Origin of the sequence: Saccharopolyspora sp. 6M, assembly GCF_020176775.1 — a bacterium.
Taxonomy (GTDB): domain Bacteria; phylum Actinomycetota; class Actinomycetes; order Mycobacteriales; family Pseudonocardiaceae; genus Saccharopolyspora_C; species Saccharopolyspora_C gregorii.
In genome coordinates this window covers 1-24,546 of the sequence record NZ_JAIUJZ010000029.1, presented here as the reverse complement: position 1 = coordinate 24,546, position 24,546 = coordinate 1, and the positions used below count along the sequence as shown (strand labels likewise).

The 24,546-nt window shown below is 73.5% G+C and carries 18 protein-coding genes; 9 read left to right on the top strand and 9 right to left on the bottom strand.

The genetic code is table 11. From position 1 onward, the window contains the following. Nucleotides 1–72: 72 nt before the first annotated feature. The 8 genes from LCD31_RS05170 (at nucleotide 73) to LCD31_RS05135 (ending at nucleotide 9,355) form a co-directional block, all read left to right on the top strand. Nucleotides 73–978, top strand: coding sequence for a dihydrodipicolinate synthase family protein (locus tag LCD31_RS05170; protein ID WP_224956299.1), 906 nt, complete (start codon nucleotides 73–75; stop codon nucleotides 976–978). Further along, the gene (locus tag LCD31_RS05165) at nucleotides 975–2,495 is read left to right on the top strand and encodes an aldehyde dehydrogenase family protein (RefSeq protein WP_224956297.1); all 1,521 of its coding nucleotides are present in this window, start codon (nucleotides 975–977) and stop codon (nucleotides 2,493–2,495) included. Before LCD31_RS05170 ends, LCD31_RS05165 begins: the two co-directional genes overlap by 4 nt. A gap of 77 nt (nucleotides 2,496–2,572) precedes the next feature. Then, nucleotides 2,573–3,757, top strand: a complete 1,185-nt coding sequence (locus LCD31_RS05160; RefSeq protein WP_224956295.1) for an enolase C-terminal domain-like protein — start codon at nucleotides 2,573–2,575, stop codon at nucleotides 3,755–3,757. A gap of 135 nt (nucleotides 3,758–3,892) precedes the next feature. Further along, entirely contained in the window at nucleotides 3,893–5,224 is a 1,332-nt protein-coding gene (locus LCD31_RS05155; RefSeq protein ID WP_224956293.1) for an MFS transporter, read from the top strand. A gap of 185 nt (nucleotides 5,225–5,409) precedes the next feature. Continuing rightward, complete coding sequence (locus LCD31_RS05150) at nucleotides 5,410–6,723, top strand: Nramp family divalent metal transporter (RefSeq protein ID WP_224956291.1); 1,314 nt, start codon at nucleotides 5,410–5,412, stop codon at nucleotides 6,721–6,723. A gap of 37 nt (nucleotides 6,724–6,760) precedes the next feature. Next, entirely contained in the window at nucleotides 6,761–7,801 is a 1,041-nt protein-coding gene (locus LCD31_RS05145; protein ID WP_224956289.1) for an Ldh family oxidoreductase, read from the top strand. A 99-nt stretch (nucleotides 7,802–7,900) separates the two neighbouring features. Further along, nucleotides 7,901–9,154 carry an MFS transporter gene (locus LCD31_RS05140; RefSeq protein ID WP_224956288.1) on the top strand — a complete coding sequence of 418 codons (1,254 nt, stop codon included), beginning with the start codon at nucleotides 7,901–7,903 and terminating at the stop codon, nucleotides 9,152–9,154. A gap of 21 nt (nucleotides 9,155–9,175) precedes the next feature. Next, the gene (locus LCD31_RS05135) at nucleotides 9,176–9,355 is read left to right on the top strand and encodes a hypothetical protein (RefSeq protein WP_224956287.1); all 180 of its coding nucleotides are present in this window, start codon (nucleotides 9,176–9,178) and stop codon (nucleotides 9,353–9,355) included. Nucleotides 9,356–9,359: 4 nt separating this feature from the next. Here the strand turns inward: LCD31_RS05135 and LCD31_RS05130 are convergent, their stop codons facing one another. The 4 genes from LCD31_RS05130 to LCD31_RS05115 form a co-directional block, all read right to left on the bottom strand. Further along, on the bottom strand, nucleotides 9,360–10,343 hold the full coding sequence (locus LCD31_RS05130; protein ID WP_224956286.1) for a LacI family DNA-binding transcriptional regulator: 984 nt from the start codon (nucleotides 10,341–10,343) through the stop codon (nucleotides 9,360–9,362). A gap of 9 nt (nucleotides 10,344–10,352) precedes the next feature. After that, nucleotides 10,353–11,642: an MFS transporter gene (locus LCD31_RS05125; RefSeq protein WP_224956285.1), complete on the bottom strand. Its 1,290-nt coding sequence runs from the start codon at nucleotides 11,640–11,642 to the stop codon at nucleotides 10,353–10,355. A 14-nt stretch (nucleotides 11,643–11,656) separates the two neighbouring features. Further along, on the bottom strand, nucleotides 11,657–13,420 hold the full coding sequence (locus LCD31_RS05120; protein ID WP_224956284.1) for a gamma-glutamyltransferase: 1,764 nt from the start codon (nucleotides 13,418–13,420) through the stop codon (nucleotides 11,657–11,659). A 162-nt stretch (nucleotides 13,421–13,582) separates the two neighbouring features. After that, the gene (locus LCD31_RS05115) at nucleotides 13,583–14,812 is read right to left on the bottom strand and encodes a sugar MFS transporter (RefSeq protein ID WP_224956283.1); all 1,230 of its coding nucleotides are present in this window, start codon (nucleotides 14,810–14,812) and stop codon (nucleotides 13,583–13,585) included. A 108-nt stretch (nucleotides 14,813–14,920) separates the two neighbouring features. Here LCD31_RS05115 and LCD31_RS05110 point away from each other — a divergent pair, with 108 nt between their 5' ends. Then, nucleotides 14,921–15,592: a FadR/GntR family transcriptional regulator gene (locus LCD31_RS05110; protein ID WP_224956282.1), complete on the top strand. Its 672-nt coding sequence runs from the start codon at nucleotides 14,921–14,923 to the stop codon at nucleotides 15,590–15,592. A gap of 7 nt (nucleotides 15,593–15,599) precedes the next feature. Here LCD31_RS05110 and LCD31_RS05105 read toward each other — a convergent pair whose 3' ends face one another. From LCD31_RS05105 to ribA, 5 genes are all read right to left on the bottom strand, one after another. Continuing rightward, nucleotides 15,600–16,781, bottom strand: a complete 1,182-nt coding sequence (locus LCD31_RS05105; RefSeq protein ID WP_224956281.1) for a zinc-dependent alcohol dehydrogenase — start codon at nucleotides 16,779–16,781, stop codon at nucleotides 15,600–15,602. 193 nt (nucleotides 16,782–16,974) lie between these two features. After that, entirely contained in the window at nucleotides 16,975–18,471 is a 1,497-nt protein-coding gene (locus LCD31_RS05100; RefSeq protein WP_224956280.1) for an MFS transporter, read from the bottom strand. A 627-nt stretch (nucleotides 18,472–19,098) separates the two neighbouring features. Further along, on the bottom strand, nucleotides 19,099–21,513 hold the full coding sequence (gene dapA / locus LCD31_RS05095) for a 4-hydroxy-tetrahydrodipicolinate synthase (RefSeq protein WP_224956279.1): 2,415 nt from the start codon (nucleotides 21,511–21,513) through the stop codon (nucleotides 19,099–19,101). A 77-nt stretch (nucleotides 21,514–21,590) separates the two neighbouring features. Then, entirely contained in the window at nucleotides 21,591–22,694 is a 1,104-nt protein-coding gene (locus LCD31_RS05090; RefSeq protein ID WP_224956278.1) for a mandelate racemase/muconate lactonizing enzyme family protein, read from the bottom strand. 122 nt (nucleotides 22,695–22,816) lie between these two features. Beyond that, nucleotides 22,817–24,016, bottom strand: a complete 1,200-nt coding sequence (gene ribA / locus LCD31_RS05085; protein WP_224956277.1) for a GTP cyclohydrolase II — start codon at nucleotides 24,014–24,016, stop codon at nucleotides 22,817–22,819. Nucleotides 24,017–24,546: the final 530 nt, after the last annotated feature.

Here is a 24,546-nt window from a genome sequence, read left to right as displayed (position 1 = left end):
CACCACCGCGCAGCGACATCCGGCTGCGCGGGCGATCAACGACGTCCTCACCCGACTCCTCCGAGGAGAAGCATGGAACTCGACGAGATCAGGCGCCGGCTCGCCGACGTCATCGCGATCACCCCGACCCCGTTCACCGCGGACGGCACCATCGACGTGCCGAACACCGAACGCGCGGTGGAACGGCTGCTCGACGGCGGCGTGCGGGTGCTCACCGTCAACGGCAACACCGGCGAGTTCTACACGCTCTCGCCCGCCGAGACGCGCGCCCTGGCCGACCTCACCGCCGCGGCCGCCCGGCCGGACACGCTGCTCATCGCCGGAGTCGGATTCGACGCGGCCACCGCGATCGACGCCGCCCGCTACGCGCGGGATCGCGGGGCCGCCGCGGTGATGGTGCACCAGCCGGTGCACCCCTACGTCTCCCGGCAAGGCTGGATCGACTACCACCGGGCCATCGCCTCCGCGGTCCCCGACCTCGGGGTGCTGCCGTACGTGCGGACGCCGCGGATCGAGGCGGCCGACTTCACCGCGCTCGCCGACGCCTGCCCGAACGTCGTCGGCGTCAAGTACGCGCTGCCCGACCCGACCCGGTTCGCCGCGGTGGCGCGGGTCGCCGGGATCGACCGGTTCACCTGGATCGCGGGCCTCGCCGAACTGTCCGCCCCCGCCTACGCGGCGGTCGGCGCGACCGGTTTCACCTCCGGGCTCGCCACCATCGCCCCGGACCTCTCGCTGCGGATGCAGGCCGCACTGTCCACAGGGGACTTCACGGCGGCGATGCGGGTGTGGGACCAGGTGCGGGAGTTCGAAGAACTGCGCGCGGCGGACGCCGGTGCCGACAACGTCAGCGTGATCAAGGAGGCGCTGCACCAGATCGGCCTCGGCAGACCCGACGTGCGTCCACCCGCCTCCCGGATCGAACCGGCGGCGCGGGAAGCGGTCGCGAAGATCCTCGCCAGCTGGGACGTCCGATGAGCGCGGCGGCGGGCGCGCACCCGCTGCCCAGCATCGACCCGCGCACCGGCGAGGCCACCCGCACCGACCTGCTGCCGACCGGCACCGCCGAGGTCGCGGCGCACTGCGCCCGCGCCGCCACGGCCACCGAGGAGCTGGAGCGGATCGGCCGCGCCGGGCGAGCCGCCGTGCTGCGCGCCATGGCAGACGACCTGGAAGCCGCCCGCGAGGAGGTGGTCGCCACCGCCGACCGGGAGACCGCGCTCGGACGCCCGCGACTGGACGGGGAGCTGAACCGGACCGCCTACCAGCTGCGGTTCTTCGCCGAGGTCATCGAGGACGGCGCCTACCTGGAGGCCGTCGTCGACCATCCCGGGGACACGCCGATGGGCCCGCGCCCGGACCTGCGCCGGATGCTGGTGCCGACCGGGCCGGTCGCCGTGTTCGGCGCCAGCAACTTCCCGCTCGCCTTCTCGGTGCCCGGCGGGGACACCGCGGCCGCGCTCGCCGCGGGCTGCGCCGTCGTGGTCAAGGCGCACGGCAGCCACCCGCTCACCTCCGCGCTGTGCGGGCGGATCCTCGCCGCCGCCGCGGCCCGCGCGGGCGCCCCGGACGGCACGATCTCCGTGGTGTTCGGTCGCGAAGCCGGGACGGCGCTGGTCACCGATCCGGCGATCACCGCGGTCTCCTTCACCGGTGGGCACGCCGGGGCCACCGCGCTGCGCGGGCTGATCGCGCGGCGCCCGGACCCGATCCCGTTCTTCGGGGAGCTGGGCAGCGTGAACCCGCTGGTGGTGACCGCGGCTGCGGCCGCCGAGCGCGCGGCGGAGATCGGGCGCGGCCTGGTCGGCTCGTTCACCTTGGGCGGCGGGCAGTTCTGCACCAAACCCGGTCTCGTGCTGGTTCCCGCCGGGCCCGACGGCGACCGGCTCGTCGACGCCGCCACCGCCGCCCTCGCCGAGGTGCCCGCTCCGGCACTGCTCAACGCGGGCATCGCCGAGTCCTACGCGGCCGGGGTCGCCGCGCTCGGCGGACGCCACCTGATCACCGCCACCGCCGAACCCGGCGCGGGCTTCGAGGTGCGGCCGACCGCGGTGCTGGTCGACGCCGACGACCTCGACGCCGCGCTGTTGGAGGAGCTGTTCGGGCCGATCGCGGTCCTCGTGCGGTACGCCCCCGAGCAGCTGACCGGCCTGCTCGACCGGCTGCCCGGCTCGCTCGTCGCCACCGTGCACGGGGGCGCCGCCGACGACCCCGAACGCGACCGCGCCGTCGCGGCCCTGCGCGGCCGCACCGGACGGCTGCTCTTCGACGGCTATCCCACCGGCGTCGCTGTCGCGTGGGCCCAGCAGCACGGCGGGCCGTGGCCCGCCACCGACACCCAGCACACCTCCGTGGGTGCCACCGCGATCCGCCGGTTCCTGCGCCCGATCGCCTGGCAGAACGCGCCCGAGGCGTCGCTGCCACCGGAACTGCGGGACGGGCCCTCCCCCGTTCCCCGCCGCGTCGACGGGATCGCGGTTCCGGCCACCCCGTGACGCCCACCGCACCACCCGCGCGCCGGTCGCGCCGCCGCAGCACGAGCCCGAAGACGGGCGCTGAGAGGAGATCCACCGTGAGCACGCTGATCGACAAGGTCGAGGTCGTCCAGTTCGACGTCGACACCCCCGGCTACACCCGCACCTTCGACGTCGACGCCCGCGCCGGTTCCTGGTACCACCAGCCCGGCGTGGTCGGGAAGCGCGGCGTGCTGCTGGTCCGGGTGCACACCACCGACGGGCACGTCGGCGAGTACGCCAACCACGCCGTGAACGGGTCAGCCCAGCAGGCCGCCGACGTCGCCCGGGTCGCCATCGGGCGGCCGTGGCACGCCCGCGAGCGCATCCTGCGGGCCGGGCGCAGGCTGTCCCGGCCCGCGCACTCCTACGGGCTGTGCTTCCTGGACAACGCGCTGTGGGACCTGGCGGGCAAGGTGTACGGCGCCTCGCTGACCGAACTGCTCGGCGGCGGGCGGGAACGCATCCGCGCCTACGCCTCCAGCGTCAACGGCGACCGCGTCGGCAGCCTCTCCGACAAGGAATCGGTGGTGGCGTTCTTCGCCGAGCTGCGCGAACTCGGCTGGACCGGCTTCAAGATGCACAGCTGGCACGAGGGCGACAAGTGGGAGGAGGCCGAGAACGTCGCGCACCTGCGCGAGCACCTGGGCGAGCGGACCGAGCTGATGCTCGACCCGGCGTGCGTGTTCGACTCGCTCTCCGACGCCATCTTCGTCGGAAAGGCCTGCCAGGACGCGGGATTCCGCTGGTACGAGGACCCGATGCGGCCGCTGGGCATCGGCGCGTTCGCGCACCGCAAGCTCCGCGAGGCGCTGGACATCCCGATCCTGCAGACCGAGCACGTCGCCGGGCCCGAGGCGAAGGCCGACTTCCTGCTCGCGGGCGGCACCGACCTGCTGCGCGTCGACTCGCACTTCGACCTCGGCATCACCGGATGCCTGAAGACCATCAAGTTCGCCGAATCCCTCGGCGTCAACGTGGAGGTGCACGGGCCCAGCCCGATCCACCGGCACCTGGTCGCGTCCATGCAGGCCACCTCGATGTACGAGGTCGCGAACGTGTCGCCGCAGCTGGCCGACCCGTCCCCGGAGATCTACACCTGCGGCTACACCGACGCGTACACCTCCATCGGCGCGGACGGCACGCTGCCCGTCCCGACCGGACCCGGCATCGGCGTCAGCTACGACGCGGACCTGATCGCGAGGCGCACCACCGCCAGCGTCACCGTCACCGACCAGGCCTGAGCCGCCCGTCCCCGACGAACCTCCCCAGGTGGACGGCCCAGCGGGCCGCCGGGACGGGGCCGATGGGCCGTCCACCTCCGGGGACCTCGGCGCGACCGCGCGCCCCTCCTCCCCCGTACGAAGGCAGGTGCAACGATGCACTCCTCCCCGCACGCCAGCGAGCAGGAACCGGCGACGCCGGTCCTGGACGGAGCGCTGCGCAAGGCGTTCCGCAGGCTCGTCCCGCTCGTGATGATCATGTTCGTCGCGAACTACATCGACCGGGTCAACATCGGGTTCGCGAAGGACGCGCTCGAAGCGGACTCCGGCATCGGCGCCGCGGCGTTCGGCCTCGGCGCGGGCCTGTTCTTCCTCACCTACGCCGTGTTCGAGGTGCCCAGCAACATCCTGCTGGAGCGGTTCGGCGCGAAGCTCTGGCTGACCCGCATCATGGTCAGCTGGGGCCTGGTCTCGGCCGCGATGATGTTCGCGCACAACGAGTGGATCTTCTACGCGCTCCGGTTGCTGCTCGGCGCCGCCGAAGCCGGGTTCTTCGCCGGTGTCCTCTACTACTTCACCCAGTGGTTCCCGAACGCCGTGCGCGGCCGGGCCAACGCCGCGCTGTACTCCGCCTCCACCATCGCCGCCGTGATCGCCGGTCCGCTGTCCGGGGCGCTGCTGAGCATGGACGACATCGGCGGCTTGCACGGCTGGCAGTGGTTGTTCCTCATCGAAGGGCTCGCGGCCGTCCTCATCGGACTCGTCGCCTGGCGGTTCCTGGAGGCGAAGCCCGCCGACGCGGCGTGGCTCAGCGACGCGGAGAAGACCGCGCTGATCGAGCGGCTCGCCGAGGAGGAGCGCGTCAAGTCCGGCGGCGCGCCGGAACCGTCCCGGTGGACCATGCTGCGCGACCCGCAGATGCTGCTGTTCTGCCTGGTGTACTTCGCCGCGCAGCTGGCGCAGTACTCGGTCACCTTCTGGCTGCCGAGCTTCGTGCGCCGCATCGGCGGGCTCGGCGAGATCACCATCGGGCTCGTCGCGGTGCTGCCGTTCGCGGCCGCGTTCGTCGCGATCCTGGTGGCCGGCCGGATCTCCGACCGCACCGGGGCGCGGCGCACCGTACTCGGTTCCGGGTTCGTGCTCGCCGCCGTCGGGCTCGCCGTGGCCGGATTCGCGCACCCGCTGCTCGCGGTGGTGATGCTGATCGTGGCCACCGTCGGGTTCAAGGTCGCCGCGTCCTCCTTCTTCGTCATCCCGCAGCAGTACCTGGTGGGTGCGCTCACCGCGCCGGGCCTCGCGCTGATCAACTCGATCGGCAACCTGGGCGGGTTCGTGGCGCCGACCCTGATGGGCCAAGTCCAGGAGCGCACCGGCAGCGTCTCCGGCGGCCTGTACGTGGTGGCCGCGACCTGCGTCGTCGCGCTCGGCGCGTGCGCCCTGCTGAAGTCCACCGCCCGCCGCCGCACCGCGGAGCCCACCGCGGTCTGAGAGCGCCGCCGCGCGGCGCGGAATCTCGGTCACTCGTTCCGGCAATTCCGCCACTCGAAACGCGTCGCGGCTGTTCCCGGCGGAACTCCCCTCGCTTCGACGAGATTCCGCCATCCGACACCGGAATCACCACCGTGCGGCGGAGAGCACACCTCAGGAAGACGACGACGTCCCGTGGAGGTCCCATGTCCGACCCGACCGAACCGGCGGTGCTCGCACCGACGTCGCCCAGCCGCCGGTGGCTCGACCTGGTCCGGACCGTCGGGCCCGGCCTGGTCGTCGCCCTCACCTGGGTCGGCGCCGGTGACCTCGTGGAGAACGCGACCGCGGGCGGCAACTACGGCTACGCCCTGCTGTGGGTGGTGCCGCTGTCGCTGGTGTTCCGGTTCTTCCTCGTCTCCACCATCGCGCGGTACCCGCTGTTCAACGCGCACGGCGACACCAGCATCATCCGCGGCCTGGTGCGGCTGAGTCCGCTGCTCGGGTGGGTGTTCGGCGCGGCGCTGCTGTTCTACTGCTACATCAGCATGGCGTTCATGCTCAGCGGTGTCGGCACCGCGCTGACCGCGCTGACCGGTGGCGCGGTCGACCGGTTCTGGGGCGCGGCGCTGGGTGCGGTCACCGTCGCGGTGCTCGTCGGCCGCGGCGCGTACTCGCTGCTGGAAGGCGTGTTCAAGGTGCTGCTGGCGGCGCTGGGCGCCTCGTTCGTCGTCGCGGTGGCGCTCGTCGGCGTCGACTGGTCCGCGCTGGCCGGCGGGCTGGTCGGGTTCCGGTTACCGCCGGACTTCGGCGTGTTCAACTCGGGTCTGCTGCTGCTGAGCCTGGTGATGTCCAGCGTCGGTTCGCTGGCGAACCTGATCTACCCGCAGGTGATGGAGGAGAAGGGCTGGACCACCCCGGGGCACCGCCGCAAGCAGCAGCTGGACCTGCTGTTCGGCACGGTCGCGGTCGCGTTCCTGGGGCTGTGCATGTGGATCGTCGGTGCCGAGGTGCTGCACGGCGGCCCACCCGCCGAGACCGATCGGGACATCGCGGGCGCGCTGGGCGGGGCCATCGGGTCGATCGGCACGTACATCTTCTACTTCGGGCTGCTGGCCGCGACCTGGACGACCTCGGCCGGGGTGCTGTTCAGCATCAGCAAGCTGGCCGTGCAGTCCTTCCGCGCGTCCCGGCTCGCCGCCCGCGGCGACTTCGATTCCACTGTGGACGGACGGGGTCGGCTGTACCGCGGGTTCGTGCTGGTCGGGCTGAGCGCGGTGGTGTGGTCGCTGCCGTGGGCGCCCGGGTTCACCGCGCTCACCGTGGCGCTGGTGTCGTTCCAGGCGCCGATGCTGGTGCTCACCGTCGTCGCACTGCTGGTGATCCTCAACCGCAGCAGCATGATGGGCGATCGCCGGAACCGCTGGTGGGAGAACGCGATCCTCGCCGTCCTGCTGTGCTTCACGCTGTTCGCCTGCTACCACGGGCTCGCCGACGCCGTCGCCATCGTCGCGGGCTGACACCTCCGCCACCGCACCGAGATCGGGAGGCAGCACCATGCGCTACCCGCACGCCGACCTGACCGAGTTCACCACGGCGCTGCTGCGGCACGTCGGGGCGGACGCGGCGCAGGCCGCCGCGATGACCGAGCGGCTGCTCGACGCCGACCTGCTCGGGCACCGGACGCACGGCCTGTGGTTCCTCAGCAACTACCTGGAGCGGATCAGCGGCGGGCACATCCGCACCTCCGGGGAGATCGAGGTGGTGCACCGGGAACCGGGCGCGGCGGCCTGGCGCGCGCACCGGCTGCCCGGGGCGTGGGTGCTGGGCGAGGCGACCGCGCTGCTGCTCGACGACGTCCGCGAGCGCGCCACCTCGACGATCACCATCGCGGACTGCTCGCACATCGGCTGCCTGCAGAGCTACCTGCTGCCGTTCACCGAACGCGGGCTGCTGGTGCAGCTCACCGCCACCAACCCCGGAGTCGCCTCGGTCGCCGCTCCCGGCGGCACCAACCCCGTGATCACCACCAATCCGATCGCGATGGGCATCCCCACCCGCGGCGCGCCGGTGCTGATCGACCAGTGCACCTCGGTCGGCAGCAACGCCCTGTTCGACGACTACGCGGCCCGCGGGGAACGGTTGCCCGGCGAGTGGTTGCTCGACGCGGCGGGCGTGCCGACCGATGATCCGGCGGTGCTCACCGGCGAGCCGAGGGGCACCATCCAGTCACTGGGCCAGGCCGAGTTCGGTTACAAGGGCTTCGGGTTCGGGCTCATGTCGGAGGCGTTGTCGCTGGCCCTGACCGGCTACGGCAGGCGATCCCGCCCGAACCGGTTCGGGCAGGGCGTGTTCCTGCAGGTCATCGACCCCGCCAAGTTCGCGGGCAGCACCGAGTTCCTCGACGAGGTCGACCACCTCGTCAGCACCGTCCGCGCCGACCCGGGCCGCGACGGCAGGCCACCGCGCCTGCCCGGTGAGCGGGCGCTGGCCTCCCGCGCCGACCAGCTCCGCGACGGCGTCGAACTCCACCCCGACGCCCTCACCCGCCTCGCACCGTGGGCACGGCGAGCCGGGGTTCCGCTGCCGCGGGGATGAACATCTCACGGTGGAGTCCCGGGTCCGCCTCGCGTGGTGCAATGCGGGGACGGTCTCCGCCCGGAGGTCGTCGCCGATTCCGAGGACCAGCGAAGTTTCATGTCGTCACGCGCCGAACGTTCCGTCCTGAGCGATCCCGCCATGCCGCACCTGCTGCTGGTGGTGTTCTGCTGCTTCGCCGGGTTCGCCCTGCTGGTGCCGGTGTCGCCGGTGTGGGCGCTGCGCGGCGGGGCGGACGAGTTCGGATCCGGGCTGGTCACCGCGGTGCTGATGGCGGCGACGGTGCTCTCCCAGCTCTGCGTCCGGGCGGTGCTGCGGCGGATCGGCTGGACGTGGACGCTCGCCCTCGGTGCGCTGCTGCTCGGGCTGCCCGCCCCGCTGCAGGCGTTGAGCGATCAGCTGCCCGCGGTGCTGGGCACCACCGCGCTGCGCGGGCTCGGGTTCGGCATCCTCACCGTCTGCGGGTCCACGGCCGTGGCCGTGCTGGCCCCGCGCGGGAAGCAGGGTGCGGCGATCGGGTTGTACGGGCTGGCGATCGCCGTTCCGCAGGTGCTGCTCACGCCGGCCGCTCCCTGGCTGGTCAGCGCGATCGGCCTGCCCGCGGTCCTCGCCTGCGGTGCGCTGCCCGTGCTGGCGCTGCCGTGGACGCGCGGGCTGGGGCGTGCGGTCGCGGCGCGCGTCGACGAACCCGCCCGGTCCGGTGAGCGCGACGAGCCCGCGACCGCGGTGCTGCGGCGCATCGCGCTCCCGCTGGTCCTGCTGCTGCTGGTCACCTCCAGCGGCGGTGCCGTGCTCACCTTCGCCCCGCAGTTCACCCCGACGCCCGCGCTGGCCACCGCCGCCCTGCTCGCCACCACCGCGACCGCCGCGGTCGCGCGCTGGGGCTGCGGGATGCTCGTGGACCGGTTCCCGCCGCGCCCGATCAACTTCGCGCTGGCGGTGAGCGGGTCCGTCGGGCTGCTGCTGATCACGCTGGCCGTCGGGCCCGCCCCCGGCACCACCACCCTGCTCGCCGGGATGCTGCTGCTCGGCGTCGCCTACGGCGGGTTGCAGAGCATCACCCTGGTGCAGGCGTTCGACCGGGCCGGGACGGCGAACCGGCACACGACGTCGGTGGCGTGGAACATCGGCTTCGACTCGGGGACGGGGCTCGGTTCGCTGCTGCTCGGCGTCGCCGCGGGCGCCGCCACCTTCGCCACCGGCTTCGCGGGCCTGTCCGCGGCCCTGGCCGCCGCAGCCCTCGCGGTACTGCTCTTCGGAGGCCGGACCCCGCGCTCCCCTGCCGAGGCCGTGGACGCGCCGCAGCAGGGCCCGGGTGCGGACGAACGGCGCGGCCACGACCTCCAGCGGTGAACCGGACGATCAGGAGCAGGCATGTTCAGGGTGTTGTACGCGCGCGAGGACGGCGGTGCCGGGCGGGTGTTCGCGGATTCGCTGCCGGATCGGCGGACGGCCGACCACGTCGCGGTGCAGCTGTTCGCCGAAGGCCTCGTCGCCGCCTCCTGGGTGGAGGACCAGCGCGACGCGATCGGCAAGGATCTCCCGCACTGGTGAAGCGTCACCGCCGCGTCGAGTCGCGCACGATGAGGTCGAGGGGCAGCCGGTCGGGGCTCGGGAGGTCGGCATCGGTGGTCATCCGCTCGGCGAGCAGGTCGACGAGCCGGTTCGCCGCGGCCGTCACGTCGATGCGCAGCCCGGTGATCGAGGGCGTGGACAGTTCCGCCACCGGCCCGTCGGTGGCGGTGGCGATCATGAGCCGGCCCGGGACGTCGACGCCGAGGTCCTGCGCAGCGGCGAGCGCTCCGGCGGCGAACACGCTCGACGAGGTGACGATCGCGTCCGGCGGGTCCGGGCGGGCGAGCAGGTCCGCCGTGATCGCGGTCGCCGACAGCGGACCCTCGGAGTTGTCGGCGACCCGCTGGACCGGGGCCTGTCCGCGCCGGGTGACCGCCGCCGAGTACGTCCACAGCAGCGACCGGCGGTAGGCGTTGTCCGTCTGCCCGACCAGGACCGCGGTGCTGCGCGCCCCGCCCGCGACGAGGTGTTCCAGGAGCCGCCCCACCGCCAACCGGTAGTCCGCACCCAGCCACCAGCGGAACGTCCCGGCACCCGGGTCCGGATCGAGGGACACGGTGGGGACGCCGCGCCGGGTCAGCGCTCGCAGCGCCTCGTCCCGCGCGTCCGGGTACAGCACCACGCACCCGTCGAGCCGCGGCACCTGCCCGAGCACGTCGGCGGCGCCGCGCGCGGTGAACACCGACCAGCCGCGGTTCAAGCAGGACACCGCGACGGCGCCCGCCAGGTTGGAGAAGGTGGCGGTGCCGAACGCGAAACCGGTCACCGCCTCGGAAGGCCGGATGACGATGCCGACGGCCGGAACCCCGTGCCCCGGCCGGAAACCGAGCTCCGCGGCGGCCTCCAGCACCTTCCGCCGGGTGGCCTTCGCGACCGGCCGCCGTCCCGTGTAGACCTGGGACGCGGTGGACACCGACACCCCGGCGCGCCGGGCCACTTCGGACAGGGTGGGTCCGCCGGTGCTCATCCGCTCCCCCTATCCTTCGTCGATCCGCTCCGCGGTCCGGAACGCGGTCTCGTCCAGCCCGAGCGAGCAGGCGACGAGGACCAGCATGGCGAACGAACCGTAGACCGCCACCGACATCGGGTCGTGGCCGGTGAGCACCAGCAGCCCGGTCGCGATGAACGACGCGGTCCCGCCGCCGAGCGCCGCGCCGAGCTGGTAGGACACCGACATCCCGCTGTAGCGCATCCGCGCCGGGAACTGCTCGCCGAGGAACGCGGGGATCGGCCCCTGCGTGATGCCGGTGAGCAACCCGGTCACCGCGAACGCGACCACCGCGAGCACCACGTCCAGCGCGCCCACCATCGGGAAGTACGCGAACAGGAACAGGCTCGTCGACACCCCGCCGAGCACCATCGTCGGCCGCCGCCCGATGCGGTCGGACAGCAGCGCGAACGCCGGCGCGGAACCGAACAGCACCGCGCTGTAGGCGAGCTGGCCGAGCAGCGATTCGGTGGCCCCGTAGCCGAGCCCGGTCAGGTAGGACAGGAAGAACGTGAAGCCGATGTAGGCGATCGTGTTGTACCCGTAGCTCACCCCGAGCCCGAGCAGCACCGCCCGCGGCCGGTGCCGCACCGCTTCGACCAGCGGCACCTCCGCCGGTTCGTCGTCGCCGCCCTCCGCGGGCATGCCGAGCCGGGCGATCAGCCCGATGAGCAGCAGCGTGCCCCCGAGCAGGAACGGGATCCGCCACGCGAAGCCGGTCAGGTCCCCGTCGAACCCGATGCTGACGAGCGCGAACACCCCCGTGCCGAGCAGCGTGCCGAGGCCGATGCCGGTGCTGGTGAAGCTGCCCCACAGCCCGCGCCGGTTCGCCGGGGCGTTCTCCATCCCGAACAGCGCGGCCCCGCCCCACTCGCCGCCGGCCGCGAAGCCCTGCACGAGCCGGAGCGCGACGAGCAGCGCGGGGGCCAGCGGGCCCACCTGCTCGTAGGTCGGCAGCAGACCGACGCCGAGGGTGGCGAGCCCCATCGTGACCAGCGTCAGCACCAGCATCTTCCGCCTGCCGACGCGGTCCCCGAAGTGGCCGATCACCACGCCGCCGAGCGGGCGGGCGAAGAACCCGGTGCCGAACGCGGCGAAGGCGTACAGGGTGCCCAGCAGCGGGTCCTGCGCGGGGAAGAAGACGTGGTTGAACACGAGGCCCGCGGCGAGCCCGTAGATGAGGAAGTCGTAGTACTCCAGCGCGGTCCCCAGCCCCGCGACGAAGAACGCCTTCACCCCCGAGACGGGCGCGGTGGGGCGCTCCACTTCGATGTCCATGTTCCGTCCCGCGCTCAGTCGTTGTGGTGGAGGGTGGCGATCGCCGACGCGGGCAGGCCCGCCGCGTCGAACCCGGCGATGTTCGGGCGGGCGAAGTCCATCGCGAACGGCTCGTTGGACGCGGGCACCGGGACCGGGTCGAACGCGGCGAGGTCGGCACCGAGGCCGGTGAGGGCTTCGTCGACGAGCAGTTCCCGCCCGCTGGCTTCGATGCGGGGCGCGGCGAGCGCCTCGGCCGGTGCCAGCCCGCCGTCGACCAGGCCGAGGACGAGCTGCACGACGGCGCTGATGATCCGGCGTCCGCCGGACGCGCCGAGCGCCGCCACCGCCTCGCCGCCCCTGCTGATCAGCGCGGGCCCCATGTTCGCCAGCGGCCGGGCGCCGGGGCTGATGCTGTTGGCCGCGCCGGGAGCCGCGTTGAACCAGGCCATCGCCGAGTCGAACAGCAGCCCGGTCCGCGGGCACAGCACGCCGCTGCCGAAGTGGTTCGCCGCCGTGTGCGTGATCGCGACGGCACCGCCCGCCGCGTCCACGGCGGAGATGTGCGTGGTCCCGCTCCCCGGGGTGGTGCCGCCGCCGGGCCGCCAGATCGGGGCGTCGCCGCTGCCCGGGTCGAACGGCCACGGGTCGTGCGCGGCGCGGGACGCGAAGGTGAGCCACGGCGCCCCGTCGCGCCATCCCGGGACGTCCTCGCCGCGGCGGACCCGCTCGGCGAGGTCGGCGACGTAGCCCGGGTCGAGCGTTCCGCCGAGCGGCACCGGGACGACCCGCGGGTCGCCGAACCAGTGGTAGCGGTCGGCGAAGGCGTGCCGCAGCACCAGCGCCAGTTCCCGCAGCCGCTCGGGCCCCGCGGTGGGCGGGGCCGGATCGGGGTGCAGCGCCTGCCAGATCGCCAACGCCTGCAGCTCGGTCCACCCGCCGCCGGGCGCGGTGGGGACGGCCACGTCCACGTCGCGGTAGCGCAGCACCAGCGGCCGCCGGATCTCCGGGGCCGCGTCCCGCAGGTCCGCGGCGGAGAGCAGCCCGCCTCGTTCGGCGGAGGTGTCCACGAGCTGCCGGGCGACCTCGCCGTCGACGAGCGCGGCCGGGCCGAGCGCCGCGACCCGCTCCAGCAACTCCCCCAGCACCGGCTGGGTGACCCGCGGCCGGGGGCCGAAGGTGACGCCGTAGGCGGTGGCCGTCCGGGCACCGATCGGGAGCAGCCGGTCGTCGAGGAAGGTGCGGCGAGCCTGCTCGTCCGCGCGGAGCCGGTCCACGTCGGCCAGCGCGCCGCCGATGAACCAGGTGTCGGCGGGGAACCCCTCGTGCGCCGCCCGCACCGCGGGTGCGCACACGGCGTCCCTGCTCAGCACGCCGAACCGCTGCTGCGCCACCAGCAGGCCCAGCAGGGTCCGCGGCACCCCGGACGCGAGCGGGCCGTCGAAGTTCGCGTTGCCCGCCACCGGTGCCAGGCCGAGGACGGGCGCGGCCGCCGCGTCCGGGTCGAGCTCGAACAAGGTGCTGGGCGCGCGCAGCGGCGCCTTCGGCCCGAACTCCACCGACCAGGCGTCGCCGGACGGTGGCTGGTGCAGCAGGAATCCGCAGCCGCCGAGGGTCGTCTCGGTCGGTTCGACGACCCCCGCGACGAGAGCGGCCGCCACCGCGGCGTCGACGGCGTTGCCGCCCTGCTCCAGCACGTCCAGCCCGGCCGCGCAGCTGGATTCGTGAGCGGCGACGACGGTGCCTCCCGCGGCGGCGCGGGTGGACGTCGACTGACGGGCGGGGTGGTGCGAACGCATCGGCACTGCTCCTTCCCGGCCGGTCCTCGTGCGGGACGACCACCGCGAAGCTAGGTCCGCCCACCACCGCGCTCAACGTTCTTTGCGACTTTTGCGCCCCGGTGCGGGCGGGTGCTCGGGGTCCTCGCGCGGCAGCACGTCCCGCCCCGCGCGGACGGGTGTTCAGGCCGAGGTGGTGCTCCGCGGCACCGCACCACCGCGTCCGCCCGCGCTACCGCCGTCCTCGGGTCGGGCGCCCGCGCGGGTCAGGACGGTGACGAACCCGCCGGCCAGCAGCGCGAGCGCGGCGATGGCGAGGACGGACGGCGCCACGGCCTGCGTGCCCCACCGGCCGATCACGGCTCCGAGCCCGGTCGGGGCGAGCGCCATGCCGATCATCGAGGCCGCGATCACCGCGGCGAACCTGCCGCCGTGCGCGTGCCCGGACGCCGCCAGCCAGGTCAGGCCGTTCGGGAAGATCGGGCCGATGCAGAACCCGGCGAGCAGGTAGGCCCAGGCCGTGGCCGGTCCGTGCAGGGCGACCGCCGCCGCGGCCACCATCCCCGCGCAGCTCGCCACGACCAGCGCCGGCAGCGGGACCCGGCGGCTCAGCGACGCGGCGGTGAAGCGCCCACCGACCATGGCGAGCCAGAACCCGGAGGTCGCCAGCGACGCCGCCGCGGCGCCGTACCCCTGCTCGGCGAGGACGGTCGGCTCCCAGCTGCCGATGCCGGACTGGACGCCGAAGTGGGTCACGTAGAGCACGAGGAACCCCAGCACGATCGCCGTCCCCGCCAGCCGCCGCCGCGGTGCCGCGTCGCCCGCGGTCCGCGCGGTCAGCTCCAGCGGGGTCGGTGCCGCCGAGATCCCGCGGACGGTGGCGAGCCCGACGAGCGCGAGCGAGCCGATGCCCGCGAACACGACCCGGTAGTGCTCCGCGCCGATCGCGGCGATCGCCGCGGGCGCCAGGGCCGTGCCGAGGCCGAAGCAGGCGTGCGCGACGTTGACCAGCGCCGGTCCGCGGCTGCCCGCGCCCACGATCAGCAGCTGGGTGATCAGCACGTCGCACCCGCCGAGCCCGAGCCCGGCGACGGCGGCGCTCGCGAGGATCAGCGGCCACGACGGGGCCAGCGCGATCGCGACCGATCCGACGGCCACCAGCAGCGCCGAGGCGCCGACCGCGGCGGTGTTCCCCCTGCGCCGCAACAAGGCCTGGCTGAGCAGGATGCCCGCGACGGCGCCGATCGACTGCGCGGCGAGCCCGCCGGCGGCGGTGGCCCCGTCGATCCCCTGCTCGGCCCGGAAAGCGGGGATCGCCGGCCCGTGCGCGGCGGTCAGCGCGCCGATCGCCGTCATGGCGAACAGGCAGCCCACCACGGCACCGCGCCGGAACAAGGACGTCGTTTCGACCACAGCTCCTCCAGACGAGAAAAGGGCAACCCTTTCAGCGCGCTACGCTAAAGGGCAACCCCATCTCGGCGAACGCCGGGGGTCGACGGCCCGGACCTGGAGGTGCGCGCGATGACCGCGGACGGCGAGCCGCCCAAGAGGTCCGCCCTGGTGAGCCGGTTGATCGGCAACCTGCAGCACAACATCGCCGACGGCCGGTGGCCGGTGGGATCGCGCATCCCGAAGGAGGTCGAGCTCGCGGCCGAGCACGGCGTCAGCCGGATCACCCTCCGCCAGGCGGTGCAGGCGCTCGTCCACGTCGGGGTGCTGGAGACCGTGCAGGGCAGCGGCACGTTCGTCCGCGCCACCACCGAGCTCGACGCCGTGCTGCGCCGCTTCCTCGGCGGCGAGGACCTCGCCACCGTGCTGGAGGTGCGGCTGGCCATCGAAGGCGAGGCGACCGCGCTGGCCGCGACGCGCGCCGACGAGCACGACCTGGCGCGGCTGGACGGCATCCTCGGCGAATCGCGGGACGCGCTGGCGCGGGCCGACGCGGAAGCCCTGACCGAGCTGTCCACCCGCTTCCACCGGGCCGTCGTCGACGCGGCGCGCAACCCGATCCTGACCCACTTCTACCGCGCGATCCGCGACGGTGCGGAACGGTCCGTCCGGGACACCACGCCGCCCGCCGAGTTCGCGAGCTTCGTCGACCAGCACGCGGCGATCACCGACGCCATCCGGGCGGGCGAGCGGGACCGCGCCCAGCGGCTGGCGCGGGAGCACCTGCTGCCGCTGCTCGGCTGATCCGCGGCTACGGTTCCAGCACGATCTTGATCGCGTCGTCCTGCTTCTTCTGGAACAGCTCGTAGGCGTGCGGGGCGTCCTCCAGCGGCAGGTCGTGGGTCGCCAGGTCGTGCACGCCGAGCGGATCGGTCTCGTCGCCGACCAGCGGCATCAGGTCGTCGATCCACCGCTTCACGTGCGCCTGCCCCATCTTCACCGCCACGCCCTTGTCGAACAGCGTCAGCATCGGCACCGGATCGGCCATGCCGCCGTAGACGCCGCTGAGCGAGATCGTGCCCGCGCGGCGCACCGCGTCCATGCACTGGTGCAGGACGGCGAGGCGGTCCACCCCGGCCTTCTCCATCATCGGCCCGCCGATCCCGCTCGGCAGCGCACTGGCGATCTTCTGCGCGAGTTCCCCGACCGGGGAGCCGTGCGCCTCCATCCCGACGGCGTCGATCACCGAGTCGGTGCCGCGCCCGTCGGTCAGCTCCCGGATGCGGTCCGCCGGGGAGTCCACTTCGGACGCGTCGATGGTCTCGATCCCGCGGCGCCGCGCCATGTCCAGCCGTTCCGGGACCAGGTCGACGCCGATCGGGCGGAACCCGCGGTGCGCGGCGATGCGGCAGCACAGCTGGCCGATCGGGCCGAGCCCGAACACCGCGACGCTGCCCTCCGGCGGGACGTCGGCGTACTCGACGGCCTGCCACGCGGTCGGCAGCACGTCCGAGAGGTACAGGAACTGCACGTCCGGCGGCCCCTCGGGCACCTTGATCGGGCCGAACTGCGCCTGCGGCACCCGCATCAGCTCGGCCTGCCCGCCGGGAACGCTGCCGTAGAGCTCGCTGTAGCCGAACAGCGGCGCACCGGTGCCCTGGTCGCGGACCTGGGTGGTCTCGCACTGCGCGTACCAGCCGCGCGAGCACATCCAGCAGTGCCCGCAGGAGATGTTGAACGGCACCACCACCCGGTCTCCGGGCCGGATGTGGTCCACCGCCGAGCCGACCTCCTCCACGACGCCCATCGGCTCGTGGCCGAGGACGTCGCCGGGGGTCATGAACGGGGTGAGCACTTCGTAGAGGTGCAGGTCCGAGCCGCAGATCGCGGTGCTGGTGATGCGCACGACCGCGTCGGTCGGCTCCTCCAGCCGCGGGTCGGGAACGTCCCGCACCTCGACCTGCCGGGGTCCTTGCCAGGTCAACGCCTTCACACGACCACCTCCGCGCGCCGGGGACGACGCCCCCTCGCCTACCCGGCGGCGGCCGCGGTCAATCAGCGCGCCCGGGCCCGTCACGATGCCCGGCCGACCAGGCGCCCGGGCGGTCAGGGCTCCCCGGCTCGTCGGCACGCCCGGGCCGCGCCGGCCCGCCGCCGCGGATCGGCGGCGGCGGAACGGGCACGGCTCAGGTGCGCTCTTCGACGGGCGGCAGGGGCGCCAGGAGCATCGTCGAGGTGTCCAGGCGCTCGTTCTCGTCCTGGCCCTCGACCAGTTCGCGGGCCTCCGCGCCGCTGGCCACGACCGGGACCGAGCCCAGCAGCGGGCGCGCCGCGGACTCCCGCATGAACAGCACCGCGACGAGCGCGATGGCGGAGAAGAACATCACGTAGAACGCGGGCGCGTAGGTGTTGCCGGTCAGCTCCACCAGCAGCTGCGAGACCAGCGGCACGGTGCCGCCGAACAGCGAGGTCGCCGTGTTCTGGGTGAACCCGACGGCGCAGTACCGCGACGCTGTCGGGTACAGCTCGGCCATCACGGCCGCGTTCATGCACAGGAACAGCGTCGACGGGATCATCACGAGCCCCAGCGCGACGTACAACGCCCACGGCTCCCCGACCCGCATCAGCGCGAAGGCGGGCAGCAGCAGCACGAGGTTCCCGACGGCCGCCATCACATACACCGGCCGCCGCCCCAGCTTGTCCGACATCCGCCCGAACACCGGCAGCAGCACGGCTTGCAGCAGCAGGATGGCGACGGTGGCGATCGCCGTGTGCGTGGTGGCGATGCCGACCTCGACTTCGAGGTAGGTGGGCATGTAGCTGGTCAGCGTGTACGAGGACGCGCCGTCCGCGCCGATCAGCGCGAGGCCGACCACGACCTGCGGCCAGTAGAACTTGAACACCCCGGGCAGCTTGTGCCGCGTGAACAGCGGGTTGGCCGCCTGCTCCGCCGTCTTCGCCTGGGCGGCCTCGAAGCTGGGCGACTCCTCGATGCGGCTGCGCAGCAGCAGCGCGACGGCGCCGAGGACGAACGCCAGCAGGAACGGGATCCGCCAGCCCCCGTTGACCATGGCGTCCTGGCCCCAGAAGTGGGTGGTGATGCCGGATGTCGCGGCGACCACGCCGGCGCCCGCGGCGAAGCCGAGCTGCGAACCGCTGTTGAGCAGCGAGGTCCAGAAGCCGCGGGTCCGGTCCGGGGAGAACTCCGCGACGTAGGTCAGCGCACCGGAGTACTCGCCACCGGTGGAGAAGCCTTGCGCGATGCGCAGCAGGTAGAGCAGCACCACGGCCCAGGCGCCGATCTGCTCCGTGCCCGGCAGCAGGCCGATCAGCGTGGTGGCCACCGCCATCAGCGCGATGGTGAAGAACATGACCTTGCGGCGGCCGATCCGGTCCCCGAGCGGCCCGAGGATCATCCCGCCGAGCGGTCGCACCAGGAACGACACGGCGAACCCGAGCAGCGTCACCAGCAGCCCGAGCCGTTCGTCCATGCCCGCGGTGAACACCTGGGTCAGGGTGACGGCGAGGTAGCCGTAGACCCCGATGTCGTACCACTCGATGAAGTTGCCCACGCCGGCGCCGAGCTGCGCGCGGATGAGCGCGGGTCTGTCGACGACGATGCAGTCCTCTTCGCGGATCCTGCGCGCGCCCGAGGACGGGCGGCCACTCCTGGGTTCGGACAACGTTGTCCCTCTCCGGCGGTCGGCGTGATTCGACGTGGCACGGCTCGGAAGCGCGATCGCGAGCGTCGGTGGGACGGCCGCGGCGGCGAGCCGTCCTCGAAGGACAACACCTCCACCTGTGTTCAGATTTCGAACGCAGCGACCGAAAACTTGGCAGAGTCGCGCGGGGTAGTCAACCCTTTCGGCGGTCGACGGTGCACATCGGAGGGAGAACCCCGGGGAAATCGCCGCGGCAGCCGACGATGCTTTCCTCGCGGGTGCAGGTGAAGTACGAAAACCGTTGCGGCGCGCGCACATTCCTGCCGCGAAGCACGCCGCGCCGACCATCCGCCACGCCCCGGCCGTCGGCCATTGAACCAGGTGGCGGTACCGCGCACGGCAGATTTCCGGGACGGGTGCGGGAATTCCCCCACCGGCGAGTACGATGGTGCCCGATTCCTCCCCAGCAGAGCGATTTCTTCCCCTCCGCACCGGCGACCCGACCGGCCCCGCCCGCGGCGCCGCGGCGTTCTCCCGTTCGGACGGCGTTCCGGGCCGTGGCGGAGCCACCGGCGCGTCCGGTCCCGCGGCGAGGAGAACGCCGAGGTTTCACCGCCCGACCTCGCATCGGCGGAGCCGGGCGGGCGGTCAGCGAGCGTGGTTGTGCATGACGTGCTTGGTGCGGGAGTAGTCCTCCAGCGCGTAGAGCGACAGGTCGCGGCCGTACCCGGATCCCTTGAACCCGCCCCACGGAACCTCGTTGGCCAACGCCAGGTGCGAGTTCACCCAGACCGTGCCCGCGTCCAGGCGCGCGGGAACGTCGTGCGAGCGCCGCGCGTTCTCCGTCCACACCGACGCGGCCAGCCCGTAGGGCACGTCGTTGGCGCGCCGGATCGCCTCGTCCTCGTCGCGGAACGTCTCGACCGTGACGACGGGACCGAAGACCTCTTCCCGGGCGATCTCGGCACCTTCGGGCACGTCGACGAGCACGGTCGGCGGCACGAAGTAGCCCGGCCCGTCCAGCGCCGCACCGCCGAGCGCGGCGCGCGCCCCGTCCCGCTGCGCGCGCTCCAGGTAGCCGCGCACCCGGTCGAAGTGCGCCTTGGACACCAGCGGGCCCAGTTCCGCACCGTCCACCGCCGGCTCACCGGTGACGAGCGTCGCGGCCTCGCGCACGAGGTGCTCGGCGAGCTCCGCCGCCACCGATTCGTGCACCAGCACGCGGCACGCGGCACCGCATTCCTGCCCGGAGTTCCAGAACGACGCGGTGCGCAGCGTTTCCGCGACGGCGGCCAGGTCGGCGTCCTCGAACACCACCACCGGCGCCTTGCCGCCGAGTTCCAGGTGCACCCGCTTGAGGTCCTCGGCGGCGGCGCGGGCCACGGCGCGGCCGCTGGGCACCGATCCGGTCAGCGCCACCAGGTCCACGTCCGGGTGCGACGAGAGCCGCGCGCCGACCACGTCGCCGCGACCGGTGACGATGTTGAGCACCCCGGGCGGTAGCAGGTCCGCCACCAGTTCGGCGAACTTCACCGTCGTCACGGGTGTGATCTCGGAGGGCTTGAGCACGCAGGTGTTGCCCGCGGCCAGGATCGGCGCGACCTTCCAGGCCGCCATCATCAGCGGGTAGTTCCACGGCGTCACCACGCCCACCACGCCGACCGGTTCGCGCAGCACCAGCGACAGGTGGTCGTCGAGGTACTCCCCCGCCGACATCGAGGTGGTGGAGCGCACCGCTCCCGCCATGAACCGGAACGTGTCGACGGTGCCCGCGATGTCGTCGTGGGCGACCGCGAGCGGTTTGCCCGTGTTCGCGGATTCCAGCCGTGCCAGCAGATCGCCGTTGGCCTCGACCCGGCCGGCGATGGCGTGCAGCACGTCGGAACGATCCTTCGGAACCCGCCGCGCCCAGGATCCGCGCGCCGCGACGGCTTCGGCGACGGCCCGGTCCACGTCCTCGGTGGTGCCGTCCGGGGTGTGGCAGAGGACCTGTTCGGTGCAGGGATCGATGACGTCGAGCAGTCGCGTCGAGGTGGAATCCGCGTAGCCGCCCGCGATGAAGTGGCGCGCCGGGGGCAGTTCGGCCGCCGCGGCGAGCGGGCGCGCGTCGGTGGACCGGCGGACCGCCGCGGGCTCCGGTGCGCCACCTCCGGCCGGTGCGCCGCCGCCGGCCGGGGTCTCGCCGCGCGCCGCAGCGGCCTGCGCGGTGACGCGCCGCGCGGTGTCCGGCGGCAGGTCCAGCAGCGGGCTGCGCGGGCTGCCGACCCGCAGGCCCGCCGCGTTCAGCACGGCCTTCACGGCGGGGATGAACGGCACCGTCATCAGCGAGTCCATCAGCGGGTGCAGCCGCGCCCATTCGGCGCGGGCGCGGTCGAGCTCCCCCGCCCGCAGCGCGCGGTGCACGGAGACGAGTTCGGCGGGCACGAGGTTCGCGCTGCCCGCCACCACACCGGCGGCGCCCTCGGTGAGCGCGGCGAGGATCAGCGTGTCCCAGCCGCCGAAGGTGGTGATCACGTCCCCGTGGTGGTGGACGAACTGCCGCAGCCGGGACATGTCAGCGTTGGTGTCCTTGATGTAGCGGATGTTGTCGACCTCGCGGGCCAGCCGTCCGACGACCTCCGGGGACAGGTCGACGCCGGTGATCGCGGGCAGGTTGTAGAGCATCACGGGGATGTCGACGGAGGCGGCGACGGTGCGCAGGTACTGCTCGGTCTCCGCTTCGGTGAGCGGTTCGTAGTACGGGGTCACCAGCATCACGACGGAGGCCCCGCACCGCTGGGCGTGCTGCGAGAGCCGGATGGCCTGCTCGGTGCTGACGGCGCCGGTCTGGGCGACGACGGGCACCCGCCCGGCGGCCCGCTCGACGACGGTCTCCACCACCAGGCGGCGCTCGTCCTCGTCGAGCGCGGCGAACTCGCCGGTGGAGCCGCAGGCGACGAGGCCGTCGACCCCGCCGTCGATGCTGCGGTCGACCACGCGGCCCAGCGCGGCCACGTCGACTTCGCCGCCGGAGGTGAACGGGGTCGGCAGGGCGGTGAGAACTCCACTCAGTTGCGGCGACATTCCGGAACCCTTCCTGTTGCGTGCGTTCGTTCCCCGGCTCGCCTCCCCGGGCGGCCGGTTGCGCGTGGACCGGTCCTTCAGCAGGAGGCGACCGGGTCGCCGAAGCGGCCGTCCGCGGGTTCGACGCCGAGCCCGGGGCCTTGCGGCACCGCGATGTGGCCCGCGTCGATCCGGACGCCGTGCTCGTCGTCGTAGTGCCCGTCGATGCCGTCGGCGGCGATCCACACGCCGTCCAGCAGTTCCGGGCGGGTGGTCGCGCCGACGTGGGCGCAGGCGGCGGCGATGATGTCGCCGCCCCACGAGTCGTCGCAGGTGTGCGGGAGGTTCCGCGCCGCGCAGACGTCGCGCACCGCGCGCATCGGGTGCAGCCCGCCGACCCGGGTGATCTTCACGCCGAAACCGTCGACCAGGCCGGTTCCCGCGGCGCCGACCACCACGTCCAGCCCGGTGCTGCTCTCGTCCACGTACAGCGGGTGGGCGAGCAGCGGGCGGATCGTGCGGAGTTCGTCGAGGGTGTCGCAGGGCTGTTCCAGCACGAACGGGACGTCCGCGCACTCCCGGCTCAGCCGCAGCGCGTCCCGGGTGCCGAGGCTGCGGTTGCCGTCGACGGCGAGCCGCACGCCGGTTCCGCGCAGCACCTCCCCGACCTTGCGGACGGCGGCCACGTCCTCGTCGACCGGCCTGCCCCCGATCTTGACCTGCAACCGCGGGTAGCCTTCGGCGCGCTTCTCCGCGGCGAGGCGGGCGGTGTCGTCCGGCGGCCCGACGCCGAGCGCGGCGTAGGACGGCACCCGATCGACGAGCGCGCCGCCGAGCAGGTCGGACACGCTGACGCCGAGGTGCTTGCCGAGCAGGTCGTGCGCGGCGATGTCGACGGCCGCCTTCGCGTAGCGGTGCCCGTGCAGCAGCCCGTCCATCCGCCGGTGCAGCGGGACCGGCAGCACGTCGGCGCCGAGCAGTCCCGATGCCATCTCGCGGAGCGCCGCGACCGCACCGGCCGCGTGGGCCTCGGCGTACAGCGGCCCGACGGGGCAGGTCTCGCCCCAGCCGACCAGCCCGTTGTCGGCGACCAGCCGGACCAGCGTGCTGGTCAGGAACCGGACTTCGGAGTGGCCCATCTTGTAGGCACCGCCGCGGACCGGAAGTCCGTGCTGGTGGACGTGGATTTCCGCGATCTTCACCGTGTTCCTCCGAACGTGCGCGCGGGTTCGCCCGCGGACTTCGTGCCGAATTCCCCCGTGTGCCGGGGAGATCACCGGCGACCGCCCGAGGTTCCGCTCCCGCGGGCCCGCCGGGAGCGGGATCAGGCGTGCAGCAGGTGTCCCATGCGGGCGCGCTTGGTGGCGAGGTAGCCGGCGTTGTGCGGGTTCTCCGATGCTTCGAGGGGAATCCGCTCGGCGACGGTGATGCCGTGGTCGGCGAGGGCCCGGACCTTGTCGGGGTTGTTCGTCATCAGCCGCACCGAGCCCGCGCCGAGGTCGTGCAGGATGCGCGCGGCGTCGGCGTGGTCGCGGCCGTCGACGGGCAGCCCGAGCTCCACGTTCGCTTCGACGGTGTCCAGCCCGCGGTGCTGCTGGAGCTCGTAGGCCCGCAGCTTGCGCCCGAGCCCGATGCCGCGTCCTTCGTGGCCGCGCAGGTAGATCAGCGCGCCGCGGCCCTCCTCGGCGATGGCGCTCATCGCCATCCGGAACTGGCTGCCGCAGTCGCAGCGCAGCGATCCGGCGAGGTCGCCGGTGAGGCATTCGCTGTGCAGCCGCACCAGCGGCGCTCCCGCGTCGAACGGGTCGCCCATCGTCAGCGCGAGGTGCTCGACGTCGCCCGCACCGCGGTAGGTGGTGGCCTGGAAGGTGCCGAGCTCGGTGGGGAGCTCGGCCCGCCCGGTCCGCGCGATCGCCGGACCTGAGGTGCGCGCGTGCTCGACGAGCTGGGCGATCGTCACCATCGGGATGCCGTGCCGCGCCGCGAAGTCGTCGAGCGCGGGGCGGCGCATCATGTCGCGCCGGTCGGGGGTCACGATCTCGCAGAGCAGCGCGGCGCCGCTCGCCCCGGCCAGGCGGCACAGCTCCACGCCGGCTTCGGTGTGCCCGGCGCGTTCCCGCACGCCGCCCGCCTTGGCCCGCAGCGGCAGCACGTGCCCGGGGCGGGCGAGGTCCTGCGGCGCGGTCCGCGGATCGGCGAGGGCGCGGATGGTGGCGGCGCGGTCCCCCGCGCTGATGCCGGTGCCGGTCCCGTGCTTGAGGTCGACGCTGACGAGGAACGCGGTGCCGTGGCTCTCGGTGTTGGCGGTGACCATCAGGTCGAGGCCGAGGTCGCGGGACCGCTCCTCGTCGACGGCGACGCACAGGAATCCGGAGGTGTGCTCCAGGAAGAAGGCGACGTCGTCGGTGGTCGCGTGCTCGGCGGCCATGATCAGATCGCCTTCGTCCTCGCGGTCCTCGTCGTCGACGACGAGGACCATGCCGCCGCGGGCGAGTGCGGTGCGGGCTTCGGCGAGCTCGGACATCGGTTCTCCTCGGCACGGGATGGTTCGTCGGTCCGGCTGCGATCGCCGTCCTTCCGCCGGGACTCGACACCGGGGAGATGCGTTCACATAGTGACCGTTACGTTCAATCCAGAGTGGCAGTGACCTCCGTCGCCGTCAAGCACCCCACCCGAACTCGATTCGGCCTCCCCAACCGAAGTCCCGCGGAATTCGCCCGCATCGACCCTTGACGAGCAGCCCGCCTCGCCGCACAATGAGCCCGGTTCGTTCATATTCTGAACATGCCAGATCAGCTAGCGCCGCACTCGCGATCGCACGCCGCCGGGGTGCGTCGGATGAGCACCAGCCCCACCGCGCGGCCACCGGCAGCAGCACGACCCCGTGCCGAACAGGACGACGCGGCTCCCGCGCGGGGGGCCCCCCCCCCGGGGGGGGGGGGGGGGGGGGGGGGGGGGGGGGGGGGGGCCCCCCCCCCGCGGAGCCGGTCCCGGGCGTCTTTCCCCAGCCTGAATGCACGGACGCGTTAAGACCCACGGCGCGGGCGGTATCGT

Coding starts and splice junctions, on each gene's coding strand:
- LCD31_RS05130 (WP_224956286.1), bottom strand. CDS start 10,343: ATGAGCACCGGCGGACCCACCCTGTCCGAAGTGGCCCGGCGCGCCGGG.
- LCD31_RS05135 (WP_224956287.1), top strand. CDS start 9,176: ATGTTCAGGGTGTTGTACGCGCGCGAGGACGGCGGTGCCGGGCGGGTG.
- LCD31_RS05165 (WP_224956297.1), top strand. CDS start 975: ATGAGCGCGGCGGCGGGCGCGCACCCGCTGCCCAGCATCGACCCGCGC.
- LCD31_RS05125 (WP_224956285.1), bottom strand. CDS start 11,642: ATGGACATCGAAGTGGAGCGCCCCACCGCGCCCGTCTCGGGGGTGAAG.
- ribA (WP_224956277.1), bottom strand. CDS start 24,016: ATGTCCGAGCTCGCCGAAGCCCGCACCGCACTCGCCCGCGGCGGCATG.
- LCD31_RS05145 (WP_224956289.1), top strand. CDS start 6,761: ATGCGCTACCCGCACGCCGACCTGACCGAGTTCACCACGGCGCTGCTG.
- dapA (WP_224956279.1), bottom strand. CDS start 21,513: ATGTCGCCGCAACTGAGTGGAGTTCTCACCGCCCTGCCGACCCCGTTC.
- LCD31_RS05150 (WP_224956291.1), top strand. CDS start 5,410: ATGTCCGACCCGACCGAACCGGCGGTGCTCGCACCGACGTCGCCCAGC.
- LCD31_RS05170 (WP_224956299.1), top strand. CDS start 73: ATGGAACTCGACGAGATCAGGCGCCGGCTCGCCGACGTCATCGCGATC.
- LCD31_RS05110 (WP_224956282.1), top strand. CDS start 14,921: ATGACCGCGGACGGCGAGCCGCCCAAGAGGTCCGCCCTGGTGAGCCGG.
- LCD31_RS05155 (WP_224956293.1), top strand. CDS start 3,893: ATGCACTCCTCCCCGCACGCCAGCGAGCAGGAACCGGCGACGCCGGTC.
- LCD31_RS05120 (WP_224956284.1), bottom strand. CDS start 13,420: ATGCGTTCGCACCACCCCGCCCGTCAGTCGACGTCCACCCGCGCCGCC.
- LCD31_RS05140 (WP_224956288.1), top strand. CDS start 7,901: ATGTCGTCACGCGCCGAACGTTCCGTCCTGAGCGATCCCGCCATGCCG.